Source organism: Microbacterium sp. AG238, from assembly GCF_003610405.1.
Taxonomy (GTDB): domain Bacteria; phylum Actinomycetota; class Actinomycetes; order Actinomycetales; family Microbacteriaceae; genus Microbacterium.
The window spans coordinates 1,524,838-1,545,193 of sequence record NZ_RAQC01000001.1 but is presented as its reverse complement, the minus strand read 5'-3'; the positions used below and the strand labels follow the sequence as shown (position 1 = coordinate 1,545,193).

The 20,356-nt window shown below is 71.1% G+C and carries 17 protein-coding genes; 9 read left to right on the top strand and 8 right to left on the bottom strand.

The window, feature by feature from the left end:
• The 9 genes from DEU36_RS07225 (at position 1) to DEU36_RS07185 (ending at position 10,885) form a co-directional block, all read left to right on the top strand.
• On the top strand, positions 1-921 hold the full coding sequence (locus DEU36_RS07225; RefSeq protein WP_023952618.1) for an ABC transporter permease: 921 nt from the start codon (positions 1-3) through the stop codon (positions 919-921).
• Position 922: 1 nt separating this feature from the next.
• Positions 923-1,966: an ABC transporter ATP-binding protein gene (locus tag DEU36_RS07220; RefSeq protein ID WP_120263555.1), complete on the top strand. Its 1,044-nt coding sequence runs from the start codon at positions 923-925 to the stop codon at positions 1,964-1,966.
• On the top strand, positions 1,963-3,054 hold the full coding sequence (locus DEU36_RS07215) for an ABC transporter ATP-binding protein (protein WP_120263554.1): 1,092 nt from the start codon (positions 1,963-1,965) through the stop codon (positions 3,052-3,054). The genes DEU36_RS07220 and DEU36_RS07215 overlap by 4 nt, the downstream gene beginning before the upstream one ends.
• Positions 3,051-4,097 carry a LacI family DNA-binding transcriptional regulator gene (locus DEU36_RS07210; protein WP_259455263.1) on the top strand — a complete coding sequence of 349 codons (1,047 nt, stop codon included), beginning with the start codon at positions 3,051-3,053 and terminating at the stop codon, positions 4,095-4,097. The genes DEU36_RS07215 and DEU36_RS07210 overlap by 4 nt, the downstream gene beginning before the upstream one ends.
• Entirely contained in the window at positions 4,094-5,716 is a 1,623-nt protein-coding gene (locus DEU36_RS07205; protein WP_120263553.1) for an FAD-dependent oxidoreductase, read from the top strand. The genes DEU36_RS07210 and DEU36_RS07205 overlap by 4 nt, the downstream gene beginning before the upstream one ends.
• Before the next feature lie 58 nt (positions 5,717-5,774).
• Positions 5,775-7,268 (top strand): cellulase family glycosylhydrolase, encoded by a 1,494-nt coding sequence (locus DEU36_RS07200; RefSeq protein ID WP_120263552.1) that lies wholly within the window; start codon positions 5,775-5,777, stop codon positions 7,266-7,268.
• 184 nt (positions 7,269-7,452) lie between these two features.
• Positions 7,453-9,117, top strand: a complete 1,665-nt coding sequence (locus DEU36_RS07195) for a circularly permuted type 2 ATP-grasp protein (RefSeq protein WP_120263551.1) — start codon at positions 7,453-7,455, stop codon at positions 9,115-9,117.
• A complete protein-coding gene (locus DEU36_RS07190) occupies positions 9,111-10,043 on the top strand; it encodes an alpha-E domain-containing protein (protein WP_120263550.1) in 933 nt (310 codons plus the stop codon). Before DEU36_RS07195 ends, DEU36_RS07190 begins: the two co-directional genes overlap by 7 nt.
• Entirely contained in the window at positions 10,040-10,885 is an 846-nt protein-coding gene (locus DEU36_RS07185; protein ID WP_120263549.1) for a transglutaminase family protein, read from the top strand. Before DEU36_RS07190 ends, DEU36_RS07185 begins: the two co-directional genes overlap by 4 nt.
• Here DEU36_RS07185 and DEU36_RS07180 read toward each other — a convergent pair.
• The 8 genes from DEU36_RS07180 to DEU36_RS07145 form a co-directional block, all read right to left on the bottom strand.
• Positions 10,869-12,479 carry a DHA2 family efflux MFS transporter permease subunit gene (locus DEU36_RS07180; protein ID WP_120263548.1) on the bottom strand — a complete coding sequence of 537 codons (1,611 nt, stop codon included), beginning with the start codon at positions 12,477-12,479 and terminating at the stop codon, positions 10,869-10,871. The genes DEU36_RS07185 and DEU36_RS07180 overlap by 17 nt on opposite strands.
• Positions 12,480-12,579: 100 nt before the next feature.
• The gene (locus DEU36_RS07175; RefSeq protein WP_120263547.1) at positions 12,580-12,777 is read right to left on the bottom strand and encodes a hypothetical protein; all 198 of its coding nucleotides are present in this window, start codon (positions 12,775-12,777) and stop codon (positions 12,580-12,582) included.
• 187 nt (positions 12,778-12,964) lie between these two features.
• Entirely contained in the window at positions 12,965-14,383 is a 1,419-nt protein-coding gene (locus DEU36_RS07170; RefSeq protein ID WP_120264419.1) for a rhamnulokinase family protein, read from the bottom strand.
• A gap of 106 nt (positions 14,384-14,489) precedes the next feature.
• Positions 14,490-16,526: a bifunctional aldolase/short-chain dehydrogenase gene (locus DEU36_RS07165; protein ID WP_120263546.1), complete on the bottom strand. Its 2,037-nt coding sequence runs from the start codon at positions 16,524-16,526 to the stop codon at positions 14,490-14,492.
• A 28-nt stretch (positions 16,527-16,554) separates the two neighbouring features.
• Positions 16,555-17,415, bottom strand: a complete 861-nt coding sequence (locus DEU36_RS07160; protein ID WP_120263545.1) for an alpha/beta hydrolase fold domain-containing protein — start codon at positions 17,413-17,415, stop codon at positions 16,555-16,557.
• Positions 17,412-18,728, bottom strand: a complete 1,317-nt coding sequence (locus DEU36_RS07155; RefSeq protein ID WP_220700901.1) for an MFS transporter — start codon at positions 18,726-18,728, stop codon at positions 17,412-17,414. The genes DEU36_RS07160 and DEU36_RS07155 overlap by 4 nt, the downstream gene beginning before the upstream one ends.
• Positions 18,725-19,891, bottom strand: a complete 1,167-nt coding sequence (gene rhaI / locus DEU36_RS07150) for an L-rhamnose isomerase (RefSeq protein ID WP_120263544.1) — start codon at positions 19,889-19,891, stop codon at positions 18,725-18,727. The genes DEU36_RS07155 and rhaI overlap by 4 nt, the downstream gene beginning before the upstream one ends.
• Positions 19,888-20,295: an L-rhamnose mutarotase gene (locus DEU36_RS07145; protein ID WP_120263543.1), complete on the bottom strand. Its 408-nt coding sequence runs from the start codon at positions 20,293-20,295 to the stop codon at positions 19,888-19,890. The genes rhaI and DEU36_RS07145 overlap by 4 nt, the downstream gene beginning before the upstream one ends.
• Positions 20,296-20,356: the final 61 nt, after the last annotated feature.

Here is a 20,356-nt window from a genome sequence, read left to right as displayed (position 1 = left end):
ATGCGCGCCTCCCTGCTCCGCAACGGCAAGGTCCTCTTCGGAGTCGTCGTGCTGGCGTTCTTCGTGCTGCTCGCCCTGCTCGGCCCCGTGCTGCTGTCGGCGCTCGGCCTCGACGCCCGCGCCAACGACATCTCGGCGATCGCCGCGCCCCCGAGCGCCGCGCATCCGCTCGGCACGACCCAGTTCGGGCAGGACGTGCTCGCCCAGGTCATCGAGGGCGCCCGAGGCTCGATGTTCGTGGGGTTCCTCGGTGCCGCCATCGGCACCGCGATCGCGATCGTCGTGGGGGTGCCCGCGGGCTACTTCGGCGGCACGACGGGCAACCTGCTGAACTTCCTCACCAACATCTTCCTCGTCATGCCGGTGCTGCCGTTGATCTTCGTCGTCGCCGGCTACCTGCAGGGAACGGGCCTGGTCATGATCGCCATCATCATCGGGGTGTTCGGTTGGGCGGGAGGCGCGCGCACGCTCCGCGCGCAGGCGATGAGCGTGCGCAACCGTGACTTCGTGCAGGCCATGCGGATGCTGGGCGAGCCGCACCGCCGCCTCATCTTCGTCGAGGTGCTGCCGCACCTCTACGGCTGGATCGCGTCGATGTTCCTCGGCGGCCTCATCGGCGCGGTCATGGCCGAGGCCGGGCTCGCCTTCCTCGGGGTCTCCGATTCGTCGGCGATCAGCTGGGGCACGATGATCCAGGCCGCGCAGCAGCAGAGCGCGGTGCTGCGCGGGCTGTGGTGGTGGTTCGTGCCGCCGGGCCTGTGCATCGCCCTCGTGGGCACGGCGGCCGCGCTCATCAACTTCGGCGTCGACGAGCTCGCCAACCCCAAGCTCCGGGCGGCGAGCCGGCGGGTCGCCAAGCGCACCGCCTCGGTGCGCCGTGAGGCCGCCGTGCTCGAGACGACCGGCGCAGAGAGGGCATGACATGACGATGATCCAGGAGAGACGACCGGATGCGCCCTCGGATGCAGCGGGCTCGGATGTCCTGCTCGAAGTGCGGGGGCTCACGGTCGAGTACGCCGGTGCCACGGGCGCCGTGCGTGCGTGCGCCGACGTCACCTTCGATCTGCACCGGGGCGAGATCCTCGGGGTCGTGGGCGAGTCGGGGTCGGGCAAGTCGACGCTCATCACCGCGCTCACCCGGCTGCAGCGGCCCCCGGCCGTCACGACGGCGGGGAGCGTGGTCTACCACCCCCGCGAGGGCGGGGCCGGGATCGATCTCGTGCAGCTCACCCCGCGGCGGCTGCGGGGACTGCGCTGGACGCGGATGTCCATCGTGCTGCAGAGCGCGATGGATGCCCTCAACCCCGTCACCCGCGTCGGAGAGCAGTTCGTCGACGTGCTGCGCACGCACGACCGCTCGATGAGCCGGGCCGCGGCCTGGGACGAGGCGCGTCGGCTGCTCGGGCTCGTCGGAATCTCGGCCGACCGTGCGCGGAGCTTCCCGCACGAGCTGTCGGGCGGGATGCGGCAGCGCGCGACCATCGCGCTGGCCCTCGCCTGCCGGCCCGAGCTCGTGGTGATGGACGAGCCGACGACGGCGGTCGACGTCGTGATGCAGCGCCAGATTCTCGCCCAGGTTCTGCGGCTGCGCCGCGAGCTCGGATTCGCCGTCGTGTTCGTGACGCACGACCTGTCGCTGCTGCTCGAGCTCGCCGACCGCATCGCCGTCATGTACGCGGGCCGCATCGTCGAGCTCGCCGCGTCGCGCGAGATCTATCGCTCGCCGCTGCATCCGTACACGCAGGGGCTCCGCGACTCCTTCCCGCCGTTGCACGCCCCGATCGAGCGTCTCGAGGGCATTCCGGGAACGCCCCCCGACCTGCGTCTGCTGCCCGCCGGCTGCCCGTTCGCGCCGCGCTGCGCCCACGCGTTCGACCGCTGCCGGTCCGAGTTGCCGCTGCTCACCCCGCACGGCGAGCGATCCGTCGCCTGCCATCTGCGCGAACCCGAGGAGGTCGGGTCATGACCGAATCCACCACGACCGAGCCCACGACTTCACCTGTGCTCGAGGCCGTCGGCGTCACGAAGCACTTCACCGTCACCTCGGGGCTCGGCGCGAAGGCGACCGTGCACGCGGTGGAGGACATCACCCTGCGGCTCGTCCCGGGACGCGTCACAGCCGTGGTCGGCGAGAGCGGCAGCGGCAAGACGACGCTCGCGCGGCTGCTCGCGCGCTTCTACGAGCCCACCTCGGGCACCATCCGTCTCGAGGGCCGCCCCGTCGACCGCCCGACCGGTCAGGCCGAGCTCGCCTACCGCAAGGCCGTCCAGCTGATCTTCCAAGACCCCTTCGGGTCGCTCAACCCGCTGCACCGCGTGCGGCACAACATCGACCGGGCGATCCGGCTGCATCACCGCGGGCTCTCCCGCGCCGAGCGGCTCGGCCGGGCGCGGGAACTGCTGGAACGCGTCGCACTCACGCCCGCCGACGACTACCTCGAGAAGTTCCCGCACGAGCTGTCGGGCGGCCAGCGCCAGCGCGTGGTGATCGCCCGAGCCCTCGCTGTCGAGCCGCGGGTCCTGCTCGGCGACGAGCCGATCTCGATGCTCGACGTCTCGATCCGGCTCGAGATGCTGAACCTGCTCGACCGCCTCCGCCGCGAAGACGGTCTCGCACTGCTCTACATCACCCACGACATCGCGAGCGCGCGTTACCTCTGCGACGACATCGTGGTGATGTACGCGGGACGCATCGTCGAGATGGGCCCGAAAGAGGCGGTGATCGCCGATCCGCAGCATCCGTACACGAAGCTGCTCATCGAGTCGTCGCCCGACCCGCAGGGCGACCCCGACCGCGATCGCGACGCCGTCTTCGGATCGGCCGACGACCTGGGCGAGCCACCGAGCCTCATCGACCCGCCCAGCGGATGCCGCTTCCACCCGCGATGCCCGTTCGCGATGGAGCAGTGCCGCACGACGCGTCCGCCCCGGATCACCGTCGGGCCCGACCATGGCGCAGACTGCTGGCTGCACGACGTCGGTCGCGGGCACGAGCTCGCCGGATCATCGATGACGCAGCTCGTCTCCCGCACCCTGACCGAGGAGGTCCTGTGACCACGCCCAGCACCCGCCCGCGCTCGATCCGCCAGTCCGACGTGGCCCGACTCGCCGGGGTGTCGCAGTCGGCGGTGTCACGCGTGATCAGCGGAGATGCCGCGCGTATCCCCGACGAGACGCGGCAGCGCATCCACGAGGCGATCGCCGAGCTCGGCTACGTCCCCAACCCTGTCGCCCGCAACCTCCGGGGCTCCCGCACGCAGTTGCTGGGGGTCCACACGTTCGAGCCGCTCTTCCCCAACGCCCGCGAGGGCTTCTACGTCGAGTTCCTGCTCGGCATCGAGCAGCGCGCCGAAGAGACGGGGCACGATCTCGTGCTGTTCAGCTCCACCGGTGACGGCGCCGGCGGGCGGCGGATCTACCGCGACGAGACGAACCGGCTGCGCATCGCCGACGGCAGCGTGCTGCTGGGCGTCTCGCCCGACCGCGACGAGCTCGCCAAGCTCTGGCGCGAGGGGTACCCCTTCATCCACATCGGTCGCCGCGACGTCCCCGGCGCCGACATCCCGTGCATCATCCCCGACTACCGTGCGGCGGCCTCCGGGATCGTCGAACGCCTGCACGCCCTCGGCCATCGCACCCTCGCGTACCTGCGCGACTCGATGGACGTCGAACCGTACGAGGACCGCCGCGCCGGCTATGCCGAGGCGGTGACGCGTCTCGGCATCGCGGACCCGTCGCCCGGGTACCGCGAAGGCCGGGCGGGCGTGCCCGACGAAGTCGTCGCCGCGCTCGTGGACGGACGCTGCACCGCCGCCGTCGCCGAGAGCGAGCGGGTGGCGGGCGAGCTGCGCAACCGGCTGATCGAGCGCGGGGTCGACATCCCGGGCGAGGTCTCGGTCGCCGTCCTCGAAGACACGAGCGCCGGGGACGTGCGGTGGGACGACCTCCGCATCCCGCGCCAGGAGATCGGCCGCATCGCCGTCGACCGCCTGATCGAGATGGTGGACGACCCGGATGCCGCCCGCGAGAGCACGTTCGTCGCGTGCGAGGTGGCCGCCGGCGGCACCGTCGCACAGGTCAGAAAGGACCGAGGATGACCGAGCCGATCGACCTGCTGATCATCGGAGGCGGCGTCGGCGGCGTAGCCGCGGCCATCACCGCGACCCGCCTGGGCCTGCGTGTCGTGCTGACAGAGGAGTCGGGCAGGCTCGGCGGGCAGCTGACCTCGCAGGCGGTGCCGCCCGACGAGCACGCCTGGATCGAGCAGCCGACGACATCGCCGAGCTACGCCGAGTTCCGCCGCCGAGTCCGCGACTACTACCGCCGCAACTACCCCGTCACGGCGGAAGCCGCCGCCGAGCCGATCCTCAACCCGGGGCGTGGCATCGTCAGCCGGCTCTGCCACGAGCCGCGCGTCGCCGACGCGGTCATCGACGAGATGCTCGCCCCGTGGCTCGCGACCGGCCGGCTGCGGATCCTCCGCGACCACGAGCCCGTCGCCGTCGACGTCGTGCGCGACCGGGTCGAGGGCGTGGTCGTCCGCAGCCGGACGGGGGAGGAGACGGTGCTCGAGGCGCCGATCGTGGTGGATGCCACGGAACTCGGCGACCTGCTCGAGCTCGCACGCGTCGAGCACGTCATCGGGGCCGAGGGCGTCGACGACACCGGCGAGCTGCACGCTCCGGCCGTCGCCGATCCGATGGACCAGCAGGCGGTCTCATGGTGCTTCGCGCTCGAGCACCGCGAGGGCGAGGATCACGTCGGCGACCGTCCCGCACGCTACGAGCACTGGAGCACGCACGTCGACTCGTTCTGGCCCGGCCCGCAGCTGTCGTGGACCGACATCGAGCCGATCGGGCTGCACGAGCGCACCCGGCCGCTCTTCCAAGAGGTCGACACCCCCGACGTGCCGTTCGACCTGTGGCGGTACCGGCGCGTCCTCGCCGCCGACAACTTCACCGGTGGGATCTCCGACGTGACACTCGTCAACTGGCCGCAGATCGACTACTGGGAGGCACCGCTCCTCGGCGTCGACGCCGCCGCGGCCGACCGGGCACGCGCAGCCAGTCGCGAGCTGTCGGAGTCGTTCCTGTACTGGATGCAGACCGAGGCGCCGCGGCACGACGGCGGCACGGGCTACCCGGGGCTCCGCCTGCGCGGAGACGTCACCGGCACCGCCGACGGGTACGCCGACCGCGTCTACATCCGCGAGGCGCGACGCGCGGTGACCGAGTTCCGCGTGCTCGAGCAGCACGTCGGCGTGCAGGCCCGCGGCGCGGGGGCGGGCAGCGCCGTGTTCGACGACAGCGTCGGGCTCGGGCATTACCGCATCGACCTGCATCCCTCGACGGCCGGGCGCACCTACGTCGACATCGAGTCGTACCCGTTCCAGATCCCGCTGGGGGCACTGCTGCCGGTGCGCGTCGACAACCTGCTGCCGGCCGCGAAGAACATCGGCTCGACCCACATCACCAACGGCTGCTACCGCCTGCATCCGGTCGAATGGAGCATCGGCGAGGCCGTCGCCGCGCTCGCTGCCGTCGCGCTCGCCGAACGGGTTCCCCCGCGCGCGGTCCGGGCCCAGCCGCGGCTGCTCGACGACCTGCGCCGGGTGCTGACGGACCGTCTCGGGATCACGCTGCGCTGGCCGGAAGAGGTGCGCACGCACCACTGGAAGCCGCGGGAACGAGCCCACGAAATCGTCCCGTCGCGCTGACGCGTCGGGACCGTGCGTCGGCGACGAGGCCGGCGCACGTGTCAGGAAGGACGGATCCATGCCCCCTCTCTCCCACCCGCCCCACTCCGCCTCAGGCCGGCGCGGCCGGCTGCGGCGACGCCTCGGCGCCGTCGTCTCGGCGGTCGCCCTCATCGCCGGCCTCGCGTGGGTCGCGCCCACCGCAGCCGTCGCCGACGGCTCTCTCCCCGCCCTGTCGACGCAGGGGAACCGCGTCGTCGACGCCACCGGAGCCGACGTCGCCCTGCGCGGGGTGTCGGTGCTCGCCCCCGAGCAGAACGACCTCTGCGACTACTGCGACTCGCGGCCGACCTCCGAGATGATCGATCTCGCGGCGGCCTGGGGATCGAAGGTCGTGCGCCTGCCCGTCACCGAGGTCTCCGCAACTACCGACCTCGCCGCCTACGACGCCGAGTACATCGCGCCGTACGTCCAGCAGGCCGTCGATCTCGGCATCTACCTCATCATCGACCTGCACCTCGTCCGCGACTACGGCGACGGGGCGGGCGCCGTGCCGCGCTCGACGGTCGAGCGCTTCTGGGACTACATCGCGCCGCAGTACGGCGACGTGACCAACGTCGTGTTCGAGGTCTTCAACGAGCCCATCAACCCCGCGAGCTGGTCGACGTGGAAGGCCTACATCCAGCCGGTCGTCGACGGCATTCGGGAGACCGCGCCCGACACTCTCCTGCTGATGGGCTCGCCGCAGTGGAGCACGTTCGTCAACGGTGCCGTGAGCGACCCCATCGCGGGCGGCAACATCGCGTACGTCTTCCACATCTACCCCAACCAGGGGGCGCCGACGACGGCGCTGCTCGACAGCAAGTTCGGCAACGCCGCGCAGCAGATCCCCGTCGTCGTCACGGAGTTCGGGTGGAACCCGCCGGGGGAGTTCTCCGACAGCATCACCGCGGGCACGACCACCAACTGGGGCGTGCCGTTCCGCACGTACCTCGACGCCCGTCCGTGGATCGGGTGGCAGGCGTGGATCCTCGACAATTTCTGGAAGCCGCAGATGTTCGACTACGACTGGAACATCCTCGGTGGCGAGCACCAGGGGCAGTTCGTGAAGGACTGGCTCGGCGGCCTGCCCAACGTCTCTCCGTGCGCCTCGCACGACGGTCTCGGGGCCACGGTCACGGTGTCGTCGACGTACTCGGCCGCCTACCCGGGCTCGCGCCTCGTCGACGGCGACTGCACCGATGCGGGCCGCTGGCTCTCGGCCGTCGGAGACGCGACGCCGACGGCGACGATCGAGCTGGCCGCGCCGCAGCGGGTCAGTTCGCTCGGGGTCTACAGCGGGTTCGGCGGCGGGACCGGAACCGGCGTCGTGCTCGTCGACTTCACGGTCGAGGTGCGCACCTCGGCGGGATGGCAGCAGGTCGCCGCCGTCACCGGCAACACGCAGGCCGCGCGCGAGGTCGCGATCGGGGTCGACGGGGTCGAGGCGGTGCGCCTCGTGGTCACCAACCCCTCCGCCTCGACCACCGAGGCCAAGATCGCCCGCGTCTACGAGCTCGCCGTGCGCGGCTGACGCCCCACCGCGATACAGCTGCAGGACCGGTGGTGCTGGTGTCTGCTCCCGCCGCAGGCGGGACGACACCGGCACCACCGGTCCGACGGATGTATCGCCGTCGTCGCCGCGCCGGATGTCAACACGGCGGGCGAAACGGGGGCGGAAATACTGACGCAACACGGCCCGGATTAGGCTCGCATCCATGGGTGACCTCTTCGACGGATACGGCTCGACGCTGACGCCGCGCAAGACCGTGTCGGGGGTGCCGCCGTACGACGAGATGTTCGAGGTCTCGGGCACCATGCCGGCTCCCGGAAGCTCGCGCGCCGCGTACCGCGAGCTGTACCAGGCGCTCGCGCAGATGACGCAGGAAGAGCTTCGCGGACGCACCGAGTCGCTCGCGAGCTCGTACCTCGCGCAGGGCGTCACCTTCGACTTCGCGGGCGAGGAGCGCCCGTTCCCGTTGGATGCCGTGCCCCGGGTGATCGACTACGACGAATGGTCGCATGTCGAGTCGGGCGTGAAGCAGCGCGTGCGCGCGCTGGAGGCGTTCCTCGACGACGCGTACGGGCACCAGTTCTGCGTCCGCGACGGCGTGCTGCCCGCGAAGCTCATCGCCTCGTCGCAGTACTACTACCGCCAGGCCGCCGGCATCCGCTCCGCCAACGGCGTGCGCATCCAGGTCTCGGGCATCGACCTCATCCGCGACGAGCACGGCGAGATGCGCGTGCTCGAAGACAACGTGCGTGTGCCCTCGGGTGTCAGCTACGTCATCTCGAACCGCCGGGTGATGGCGCAGACCCTGCCCGAGCTGTTCGTCTCGATGCGCGTGCGGCCCGTGGGCGACTATCCGAACAAGCTCCTGCAGGCGCTGCGCGCCTCGGCCCCGCCCGGAGTCGACGACCCCAACGTCGTCGTGCTGACCCCCGGCGTCTACAACTCCGCGTACTTCGAGCACACGCTGCTCGCGCGCCTCATGGGCGTCGAGCTGGTCGAGGGCCGCGACTTGGTCTGCTCGGGCGGCAAGGTGTTCATGCGCACCACGCGAGGTCCGCAGCGCGTCGACGTGATCTACCGCCGGGTCGACGACGACTTCCTCGATCCGCTGCAGTTCCGCGCCGACTCGATGCTGGGCGCTCCGGGGCTCATGCTCGCGGCGCGCCTGGGCAACGTCACGATCGCGAACGCCGTGGGCAACGGCGTCGCCGACGACAAGCTGCTCTACACCTATGTGCCCGACCTCATCCGCTACTACCTCGCGGAGGAGCCGATCCTCAAGAACGTCGACACGTGGCGGCTCGAAGATCCGGGCGCGCTCGAAGAGGTGCTCGACCGCCTCGACGAGCTCGTCGTGAAACCCGTCGACGGCTCGGGCGGCAAGGGGCTCGTCGTCGGCCCCGACGCCTCTGCGGCCGAGCTCGACAAGCTCCGCAAGAAGCTCCTCGCCGATCCGCGCGGCTGGATCGCCCAGCCGGTCGTCATGCTCTCGACGATCCCCACGCTCGTCGAGGACGGCATGCGCCCCCGTCACGCCGACCTGCGACCCTTCGCCGTCAACAACGGCGAGGAGGTGTGGGTGCTGCCGGGCGGGCTGACCCGCGTCGCGCTGCCGGAGGGCCAGCTCGTCGTCAACTCCAGCCAGGGCGGCGGCTCGAAGGACACGTGGGTCGTCGGTGGCGACGCGCCCCGCACGGCCGAGTACAGCCAGGGGAACCTCGCCGGGCTCGTCGCCGATCAGGCCTCGACCCAGGCGATCCCGATCATCTACGACGAGCAGGACGAGCCCGCCCACTCGCCGCAGGACCACCCCGGCGGCCTGAGCGAGCAGCAGGAACAGCAGCAGCAGACCGGGGGATCGACGTGCTGAGCCGCATCGCCGAGAGCCTGTTCTGGATCGGACGCTACATCGAGCGGAGCGACGGCACCGCCCGCATCCTCGACGTGCACCTGCAGCTGCTGCTGGAAGACCCGTGGATCGACGAGGACACCGCCTGTCGGTCGCTCCTGTCGGTCATGGGCTCGTTCCCGCCCGAGGGGCTCGACACCGTGACCCGCCAGGACGTGCTGACCCGGCTCGCCGTCGACCGCACCAATTCGTCGAGCATCGCGTACTCGCTGCAATCGGCGCGAGAGAACGCCCGCCGCGCGCGCGAGATCGTCTCGACCGAGCTGTGGGAGACCCTCAACACCACCTATTCGCGGATGCCGCGGCGCCTGAACGCCGAGAAGGTGCACGAGTTCTTCCACTGGGTGCGTGAGCGCGCGGCGCTCGCCGTGGGCGTCACCGACTCGTCGACGAGCCGCGACGAGGCCTGGCAGTTCTTCACACTGGGGCGCTCGATCGAGCGCACCGATATGACGGCTCGGCTGCTCGCGACCCGGTCGCTGACCGAGGAGTCCGGGCCGTCGTGGACGACGATCCTCCGCTCCTGCGGCGCGTACGAGGCATACCTGCGCACCTACCGCGGCATGCCGAGCGCGCGCAACGCGGCGGAGTTCCTGCTGCTCGATCGTCTCTTCCCGCGCTCGATCATCCACTCGATCCAGCGGGCGGAGGAGTGCATGAGCGCGATCGACCCCGTCGCCGACCGCGTGGGGCACTCCAACGCCGTGCTGCGCGCGCTCGGCCGCATCCGCAACGATCTCGAGTACCGGCCGTTGGGCGAGATCCTCTCGGAGCTGCCCGAGCACATGGACAACGTGCAGAAGGTGACCCGTGAGGCCTCCGAGGCGATCCGCAGTCGCTTCTTCCCCACCGCCGCGGAGCCGAACTGGATCGGAGAGACCTCGTGAAGCGTCTGCGCATCGAGCACACGACCGGGTTCACCTACCCCGGCGACGTCGCCGCCTCCTACAACGAGGCGCGGATGCTGCCGAGCTCGACCGATAGTCAGTTCGTGCTGAGCTCGCAGCTCGACATCGATCCCACGACCGCCGTCAACCACTACGTCGACTACTTCGGCACCCGCGTCGCCGCGTTCGACGTGCTCGCCGCGCACCGTTCACTCGCGATCACGGCCCGCTCGCTCGTCGAGGTGCGGCCCCGCCCGATCGAGCACCGGCAGATCTCGTGGGAGGACCTCGCCGACGAGACCGCGCGCTCGATCCACACCGTCGAGCAGCTCGGGCAGACGGCCCGCACGGCGCCGCACCCGGAGGTCGTCAAGCTCGCCCGCGAGATCGCGGCGTCGCACGACGAGCCCGGCCCGGCCGCGCACGCCATCGCGATCGCGATCGGGGATGCCGTCGAGTACATGCCCGGCGTCACGGGGGTGCACTCCACCGCCGCGGAGTCGTGGCCCGAGCGCAAGGGCGTCTGCCAGGACATCGCGCACATCACCCTCGGCGCACTGCGCAGCGTCGGCATCCCGGCGCGTTACGTCTCGGGCTACCTGCATCCCGACCCCGACGCCCAGGTCGGCGTCGCGGTGACGGGCGAGTCGCACGCCTGGATCGAGTGGTTCGCGGGCGACTGGCAGGGCTTCGACCCGACCAACAACGTCGAGATCAGCGACCGGCACGTGCTCGTCGGGCGGGGCCGCGACTACAACGACGTCCCGCCGCTGCGCGGGGTGTTCGCGGGCCCGTACAAGAGTGCGCTGCACGTGACGGTGACGATCACCCGCGAGGCTTGACCTCCGCGGCATCCGTTTCGACCTGCTCGCGGCGCGCGCCACGGCCGAGGGAGGTCGTAGCCACGAGGCCCAGCACGAGGAACCCCGCCGCGGCGAAGCTCGCGGCGCGGGTGCCGTCCGAGAGGGCGGCCTTCGCGTCGGTGGCGATGTCGGCGGTCTGCGGCGAGGCCGCCAGGCCCGCGATCGCGCCGCCCGCGCTGTCGACGACGGCGCTGACCACGTGGTCGCGCTGCTCGGCGGGGATGCCGCGGTCGTCGAGCTTCGCGGTGAGGGCGACCGATGTGGTCGAGAACAGGATGGTTCCGAGGATCGCGATGCCGAGCGCGGCGCCGAGCTGGCGAGCGGTCGACTGCGTGCCGGATGCCTGCCCGCCCTCGGCGACGGGGACGTCGGCGAGCACGACGCCGGTCAGCTGCGCGGTGGCGAGGCCGACGCCGATGCCGTAGACGAACAGCGCCGGGATGAGCGGGCCCCAGGTGGCGTCGGGGGCGACGACGAGGGCGACCCCGCCGACGCCGATGATCTCGGCGGCCAGGCCGGCGCGGACGATCCACACGGGTGCGACCTTGCCCGACAGGGCGCCGGCGAGCCCGCTCGCGACGAACGAGCCCGCGGCGAGGGCGAGCAGCACGAGGCCCGTCTGAACGGCTTCGAACCCGAGCGCGAACTGGAGCCACAGGGGGAGGGCCAGGATGATGCCGAACTCGCCGAGCGCGACGACGAGGGCGGCGAGGTTGCCGTTGCGGAACGACGGGATGCCGAAGAGCCCGAACGCGAGCAGCGTGGGCTTCCCGGCGCGGCGGCGCCGCACGCCCCAGACGACGAAGGCGGCGATCGTGACGGCCGAGATGACGAACGCGACCGGCACGGGGGACAGATCCCACGGCCACGACGCGCCGAACAGCTCGGGGCGCTGGTCGACGGTCCACCAGCCGTAGCTTCGTCCCTCGATGAGGCCGAAGACGAGCGTGCCCATCGCGATGACCGACAGGATCGCCCCGACGACGTCGATCCCCGCGGCGCCGCCGCGCGATTCCTCGACCGTCAGCAGGACACCCACGACGATGAGGATGCCGAGGGGGATGTTGATGCCGAAGGCCCAGTGCCACGAGAACGTCGTCGTCAGCCAGCCGCCGAGCAGCGGCCCGACGGCGGCCATGCCGCCGATCGTCGAACCCCAGACGGCGAAGGCGATGCCGCGTTCGCGGCCGCGGAACGTCGCGTTCAGGAGCGACAGGGTGGTCGGAAGGATCATCGCTCCGCCGACGCCTTGCACGAAGCGGGCGAGGATGAGCAGGTCGCCGGTCGAAGCGAGGGCCGCGCCGACCGAGGCCAGCGCGAAGACGACGACGCCTGTCAGCAGCATCCGGCGGCGGCCGACCCGATCGGCGATGCTGCCGAAGACGAGCAGCAGCGAGGCGAAGACGAGGGTGTACGCCTCTTGCACCCACTGCACCTGGGTCGAGGTGATGCCGAGGTCGTCGACGATCGAGGGGACGGCGACGTTCACGATCGTGGAGTCCACGATGATGAGCGCCACCGCGATGCTGATGAAGACGAGACCCGCCCACCGGCGGCGTGCCGAAGCTACCATGATTGCTAGAATAGCTAGCTAAATTGGCGACACAAGAGGGGTGCGCGCGGCGCGAAAGCGGCCGGGCCCCGTCGGGAACCGGCCGCTTCATGGATGCGGATCAGGCGGGCGGGTCACCCGGGTCGAGGGTCTTCAGCATGTCCTCCTCGGCTGCGTTGTCGGCCGTGAGCTCCTGCTCGGTGGTCTCATCGCCGCCGCGGGGTGCATCGTCGGTGATCGACTGCTCGGAGCTGGGGTCGTCGAGGTGACGGTCGCCGGTGGGCTCTTCGGACGGGATCGCGCTGTCGTGGCTGCTCATGGCCGCGACGTTACGCTCGCCGGCTCCGCCCGCGGCACCCCTTGACACCGGATTCGGCCGGGGTGCCGATACAGTCGTCGGACTGCTGTGGCTGGTGTGGTCCCGCCAGCCGTTCGAGGGTGCTCCAGCACCGCAGGCCCGACGAATGTATCGCCAGCCGGCGGTGGGACTGACGTCCTGGGACGGGCTACGCGCGGGGCTCGTAGCGGCGCGGCTCGTGCGTGCGGGCGACGAGATCGCGGAGCGCCTCGAGCGAGCCTGCCACGAAACCGGCGGCCCGGGCCTGCACCAGCACATTGCCGAGCGCCGTCGCCTCGACGGGGCCGGCGAGCACCGGCATGCCGGCGCGGTCAGCCGTGCGCTGGCACAGCAGCTCGTTGAGCGCGCCGCCCCCGACGATGTGGATCGTGCGTACGTCGACGCGGCCGAGGCGCGCGGCATCGGCGACGGCATCGGCGAACGCTTGCGCGAGCGACTCGACGATCGACCGGGTGTACTCCGCGCGGGTCCGCGGCGCCGCGAGATCGTGCTCGGCGCACCAGGCGTCGATGCGCGAGGTCATGTCGCCGGGCGCGAGGAACCGCGGGTCGTTGACGTCGAAGACGACGCCGTCGGCCTCACGAGCGGCGTCCAGGAGCGTCGGCAGATCGATGCGGTGGCCTTCGCGACGCTCCCACTGCCGCACGGCCTCGCTCAGGATCCACAGCCCCATGACGTTGTGCAGCAGGCGCACGCGCCCGTCGACCCCGCCCTCGTTCGTGAAGTTCGCCTCGAGCGCGGCGCGGGTGAGTACGAGGTGGTCGACCTCCACACCCACGAGGCCCCACGTGCCGCACGAGATGTAGGCCGCGGCATCCGGCTGCATCGGCACGGCGACGACGGCCGAGGCGGTGTCGTGCGAGCCGACGGCAGTCACGGGCGTGCCGGTCGGCGCCCCGATCGACGCGGCGACGTCGGTACGCAGCGGTCCCAGCCGATCGCCCGGTGCGATGAGCGGGGGGAGGATGCCGCGGGGGATGCCGAGCGCCGAGACGAGGGCGCCGTCCCATGAGGCCTGGAGCACCCGCAACAACCCGGTCGTCGAGGCGTTGGTCTGCTCGGCGCGGGCGACGCCGGTGAGCCAGTATCCGACGAGATCGGGCACGAGCAGCGCGGTGTCGGCGAAGGCGAGCAGCTCGGGGTCCTCGGCGGCGAGCTGGTACAGAGTGTTGAACGGCAGGAACTGCAGGCCGTTGCGCTCGAAGAGCTCCGCGTGCGGGAACCGTGCGTGCACGCTCTCGACCCCGCGCGAGGTGCGCTCGTCGCGGTAGTGGAACGGTTCGCCCAGCAGGCGTCCGCCGCGCAGCAGCCCGTAGTCGACGGCCCACGAGTCGACGCCGATCGAGGCGATGCCGGGGGTCGTGCGGAACGCGTCGCGCAGCCCTCCCAGCACCGAGCCGTACATGCCCACGAGGTTCCAGTGCAGGCCATCGCCGGCGTGCACCGGTTCGTTGGCGAACCGCGCTACCGTCTCCGTTTCGAGGGTGTCGGCCCCCACGTGCCCGACGATGACCCGCCCACTGGTGGCCCCGAGGTCAACAGCCACCACATTCCCTGGTGCGCTCATGCGCGGCACCTCTCTGCCGAATGCACGGCCGCGTGCCGAGCGCACGAGATCGGCGCGTGGGGGTGCCGTGCACTCGGCGCGAAGCCATGCACTCGGGTGCCGGCGTTCATCGGAGGAAGGCGGCGGCGACGCCGGAGTCGACGGGGATGTGCAGGCCCGTCGTGCGTGAGAGCTCGGGGCCGGTGAGGACGTAGACGGCGTCGGCGACGTTCTCGGGCACGACCTCGCGCTTGAGGATCGTGCGGTTGGCGTAGAACTGGCCGAGGTCCTCTTCCTTGACGCCATAGGTCGCGGCGCGGTTGGCGCCCCAGCCGGCGGCGAAGATGCCCGAGCCGCGCACGACGCCGTCGGGGTTGATGCCGTTGACCCGCACGCCGTGCTCGCCGAGCTCGACTGCGAGCAGCCGCACCTGGTGGGCCTGGTCGGCCTTCGTCGCCGAGTACGCGATGTTGTTGGGCCCGGCGAAGACGGAGTTCTTCGAGGAGATGTAGATGACGTCACCGCCCATTCTCTGCTCGATGAGCGCCTTGGCCGCAGCCTTGGACACGAGGAACGAGCCCTTCGCCATGACGTCGTGCTGCAGGTCCCAGTCCTTCTCGGTGGTCTCCAGCAGCGGCTTCGACAGCGACAGCCCGGCGTTGTTGACGACGAGGTCGATGCCCCCGAACGCGAGCAGCGTCGCGTCGATCGCGGCCTGCACGCCGTCGGCGTCGGCGACGTTGGCGGCGACGCCGATCGCGACGTCGGTGCCGCCGAGCTCCGCGGCTGCGGCCTGCGCCTTCTCGAGGTCGAGGTCGGCGACGACGACGCACGCGCCCTCGGCCGCGAGCCGGGTGGCGATGGCCTTGCCGATGCCGGATGCCGCTCCCGTGACGAACGCGATGCGCCCCTGGTGAGTCTTGGGCTTGGGCATCCGCTGGAGCTTCGCCTCTTCGAGGGCCCAGTACTCGATGCGGAACTTCTCGGCGTCCGAGATCGGCGCGTAGGTCGAGAGGGCCTCGGCGCCGCGCATGACGTTGATCGCGTTGACGTAGAACTCACCCGCGACCCGCGCGGTCTGCTTGTTCGCGCCGTACGAGAACATGCCCACGCCCGGGACCAGCACGATGAGCGGGTCGGCGCCGCGGATCGCCGGCGAGTCCGCATCGGCGTGGGCGTCGTAGTACGCCTGGTAGTCGGCGCGGTACGCGGCGTGCAGCTCGTGCAGACGGGCGATCTGCTCCTCGGCCGACGCCGTCGCCGGCACGTCGAGGATGAGGGGCTTGACCTTCGTGCGTAGGAAGTGGTCGGGGCAGCTCGTGCCCAGAGCAGCGAGAGCGGGTGCCTTCTCGGATGCCAGGAAGTCGAGCACGACGTCGGCGTCGGTGTAGTGGCCGACCATGGGCTTGTCGGTCGAGGCGATGCCGCGGATCGTGGGGGCGAGGGCGGCTGCGCGGGCGCGGCGCTCGGTCTCGGGCAGCGCCTCGAACCCGGCGCGCACGCCGCCGAAGGGCTCGGCCGCGCCGTGCTCGTCGATGTAGGCCTGCGCGGTCTCGATGATCCACAGGCTGTTGCCCTCGGCCTCATCCGAGGTGTCGCCCCACGCCGTGATGCCGTGCCCGCCGAGGATGCATCCGATGGCCTGCGGGTTCTGCGCCTTGATCTCGGCGATGTCGAGGCCGAGCTGGAAGCCCGGGCGCCGCCACGGCACCCACACGACCTTCTCGCCGAAGATCGCGGGGGTCAGCGTCTCGCCGTCGGCGGCCGTCGCGATCGCGATGCCCGCGTCGGGGTGCAGGTGATCGACGTGCGCGGCATCCACCAGTCCGTGCATCGCGGTGTCGATCGAGGGCGCGGCGCCGCCCTTGCCGTGCAGGCAGTAGTCGAACGCGGCGACCATCTCGTCCTCGCGCTCGACGCCGGGGTAGACGTTCACCAGCGCCCGCATCCGGTCGAGGCGGAGCACGGCGAGCCCTGACTCGGTCAGGGTGCCGAGGTCGCCGCCCGACCCCTTGACCCACAGCAGCTCGACGGGCTCACCGGTGACCGGATCGATGTCGGTGCCCTTGGCGGAGGTGTTGCCGCCGGCGTAGTTGGTGTTCTTGGGGTCGGATCCCAGGCGGTTGCTGCGCGCGATGAGGTCTGCTGCTGCGGCGGAGGTCATGGTTTTCCTTCGGGGTAGGGAGGGGAGGTCAGGATGCGGCGAGGTCGGCGAAACGCCGCACGATGCGTGCCATCGAGGCTGTGAATCCCGGATGCTCGGGCCGGTTGAGGTGGCCGTGGTCCGTGCCCGGCTCGACGACGACGTCGACGTCGCCGCCCGCGGCCCGCAGCGTCGCGGCGAACACGTCGCCTGAGACGCTCAGCTCATCGATCTCGCTGTTGATCATGAGTGTGGGCGGGAAGCCGCGCAGCTCGGCGGCCGACGCGAGGCCCGGCACCGCGGCGATCGGCGCGCCGATCACGGAGCCGCCGAGGTAGTTCTCGTACATCTCGCGGACGACGTCGGTGCCGAACCGGTCGTGCTCGGGATGGGCGGCGAGGGCCGCGCGCAGCGCCGGACCGGGGGCGGGCTGGACGGCGAGCAGGGTGGGGTAGGCCAGCACGACGAGGCGGGGAAGGATGCCGCCCGCCCCGAGCAGGCGCAGGGTCGCACCCGTCGCGAGGTTCGCCCCCGCACTGGCGCCGCCGACCGCGAGGCGCGTGACGCCGAGCTCATCCGCGTGAGAGGTCGCCCAGTCCCATGCGCGCAGGACGTCGTCGGATGCCGCGGGGTAGCGGTTGCCGGTGCGGTCCTCGATCTGCTGGTCGGCGCCGTCCCAGGTCGGGGGGACGGGGGCGAGGCGGTAGTCGACGGAGAGGACGGTCGTCCCCGCGGCGGCGAGCCCGCGGGCGACGGCATCCGCTTCCGGCATGTCGAGGTCGCCGAACGCGAAGCCGCCCCCGTGCATCCACACGAGGCCGGTGCCATCGGGTTCCGCGGCTCGGTAGAGGCGGATGAGCCCGTCCGCCTCGGACGTGGGCACGGCCGCGGCGGCCGACGGGGCGCTCATCGCGACACCGACTCTTCCGCCGGGGTCGGGACGTGCCGGCCATAACGCTCGAGCTCGATGTCCTCGAGCGACTTGCCCTCGGTGTTCGGAGCCCAGATGGTCCCGATCAGCAGCGCCGCGACGAGCAGACCGAGGATGATCACGCCCAGGCCGCCGAGTCCGAGACCCGACAGCAGGACGGGGAAGACCAGGCTCAGGAGGCCGACCATGACGCGCGCGAGCATGAAGAGCATGCCCTGGGCGCTCGCGCGGTAGCGGGTGGCGAACAGCTCGGCGGTCCACAGTCCGTAGAACGCCTGGGCTCCGACACCGGCGGAGACGCCCCACGCGACGGCGAAGAACAGCAGCGAGAAGAGTCCGGGCGGGGCGTAGATCAGCACCGCCCAGGCGACGACGCCGAGCCCCGCGCCGGCGAGGTACAGCCACTTGCGGCGCACGCGGTCGCCGAAGCGCATGAAGCCGAAGAAGGTCGCCGCGGCCGTGAGGCCCCAGACGAGCACCTGCAGCAGGTTCTGCTGCATCGGATCGTGGAGGCCCGCGGCGTCGTATACCCGCGGCTGGAAGATGCCGGCCTGGCCGGCGACGGTGTTCCACAGACCGTAGACGCCGATGAGGAAGGCGAGCGCGCCCCAGTTCTTCGGCTCCTTGAGCAGGCCGATGATGCCGGAGAAGAACGACGGACGCTCGCCCGCGACGAGGGCGGCCTCGCGCTGGCTCTTCCACCGGCGCGACTCGGGGAGCCCGCGACGGACCCACCACGTGACGGCGGCGATGACGAACAGGTGGAAGAAGATCAGGCGCGAGCCGAGCAGGCCGAGCGGGCCGACGGTCACGGCGAGCAGGAATCCGACCGCCGGGCCGATGGACCAGGCGAGCTGGGCCGTGCCCACGTGCGCGGCACGGTGCTCGTTCGGAGCCTCCTCGGCGATGTAGGTCCACGACGCCGGAACGCCCGCGCCGACGGCGATGCCCATGAGGATGACGCCGACGAGGAGGATCGCGAGGTTCGGGGCGAACGTCACGGCCAGGGCCCCGAGCATGAACACGATCAGGTCGTAGGTGTAGATGAACTTGCGGCCGAGCCGGTCGCACAGGGGACCGCCGATCGCGGCACCGATCGCGGCACCGAAGGCGTTGGCCGAGAGGGCGGCGACGATCCCGACGACGCCGTCGTCGAAGCCGAACGCCTCCTGCCACAGCGTGAGGCTCGTGGCGAGCGCGATGATGGCGCCGGCCTCGATGTAGTTCGACATGGCGACGGCGATGGTCGCCTTCCAGGCGCTCAGCGGGCGGCGGGTGCGGGTGGTGCTCATGCGCCCCATCCCGCCTGGGTGCCGCCGACGCGGTCGGCTTCGATCTTCTGCTGGTAGCCGGATGCCGCGTACGCGGCCATCGGGTCGGCGGGAAGTCCCCGCGACTCGCGCCACTCGGCCAGGGCCGGGCGGACGTCGGTGTAGAACGCGTCCATGAACACCGCCTGCGCCCCGAGCACGTCGTTCGCGGTGCGGGCGGCGGCGAGGGCGTCGGCGTCGATGAGCAGCGCACGGGCGGTCATCTCCTGGACGTTGAGCACCGAGCGGATCTGCCCGGGGATCTTCGCCTCGATGTTGTGGCACTGGTCGAGCATGAAGACCACGTCGGGGTTGTCGAAGCCGCCGCCGCGCAGCACCTCGACGAGGATGCGGAACAGCTGGAACGGGTCGGCCGCGCCCACGATGAGGTCGTCGTCGGCGTAGAAGCGGGAGTTGAAGTCGAACGAGCCGAGCTTGCCGAGGCGCAGCAGCTGCATGACGATGAACTCGATGTTCGTGCCCGGGGCGTGATGCCCGGTGTCGAGGCAGACCATCGCGCGCTCGCCGAGGGCCGCGACCTGCACGTAGCTGGTCCCCCAGTCGGGAACGTCGGTGTGGTAGAACGACGGCTCGAAGAACTTGTACTCCAGCACGAGGCGCTGCTCGCCCGTGAGGCGGTCGTAGATCTTCTGCAGCGAGTCGGCCAGGCGGTCCTGGCGTGCGCGCATGTCGTTCTGCCCGGGGTAGTTCGACCCCTCGGCCAGCCAGATCTTCAGGTCGCGCGAGCCCGTGGCATCCATCACGTCGATGCACTCGAGGTGATGATCGATGGCCTTGCGGCGGATCGCGTCGTCTTCGTGGGTGAGCGCGCCGAACTTGTAGTCCTCGTCCTGGAACGTGTTCGAGTTGATCGTGCCGAGGGCGACGCCGAGGTCTTCGGCGTGCCGACGGAGAGCGCCGAAGTCGTCGACCTTGTCCCACGGGATGTGCAGCGCGACGGCGGGGGCGAGGCCGGTGACGCGGTTGACCTCGGCGGCATCCGCGATCTTCTCGAACGGATCGCGCGGGGTGCCGGCCGTGGGGAACACCCGGAACCGGGTGCCGGAGTTGCCGAACGCCCAGCTGGGCAGCTCGATGCCCTGGCGCTCGAGCAGGGCGAGGTGGTCGGGGGAGAGGGTGCTCACGATGCGTCGTCGCTTTCGTCGGTGGGGGTGGATGTCGGTGAGGCGGCGCCGGTGCCGGTCGCCGCGAGTTGGTCGTGCAGATTGAAGATCTCGGTCAGCGGGGTGGCCGCCTGGTCGGGGCGCCCGTCGAGGCCGACGAAGAAGCGGGCCATCTCGGCTTCCCAGCGCGCCGCGATCGGCGACGCGGCGAGGTACGCCTGGGCTGCGGCGTCGTCGTCGACTTCGTAGTAGCCGATCAGGCGGCCGCCCTCGCCGAGGAACAGCGAGTAGTTGCGGCGGCCGGATGCGGCGATCTCCGCCAGCATCTCGGGCCAGACGGGGGTGTGCCGGGAGATGTACTCATCGAGCAGGTCCAGACGGATCTGCAACGAGAAGCAGACCCGGTGGGCAGATGCACTCGTCATCGAGGCTCCTTGGTGAGCTGGTGTGAATCGTTTCACGAGCGTAGCGGTTTGCGAGCGCGGG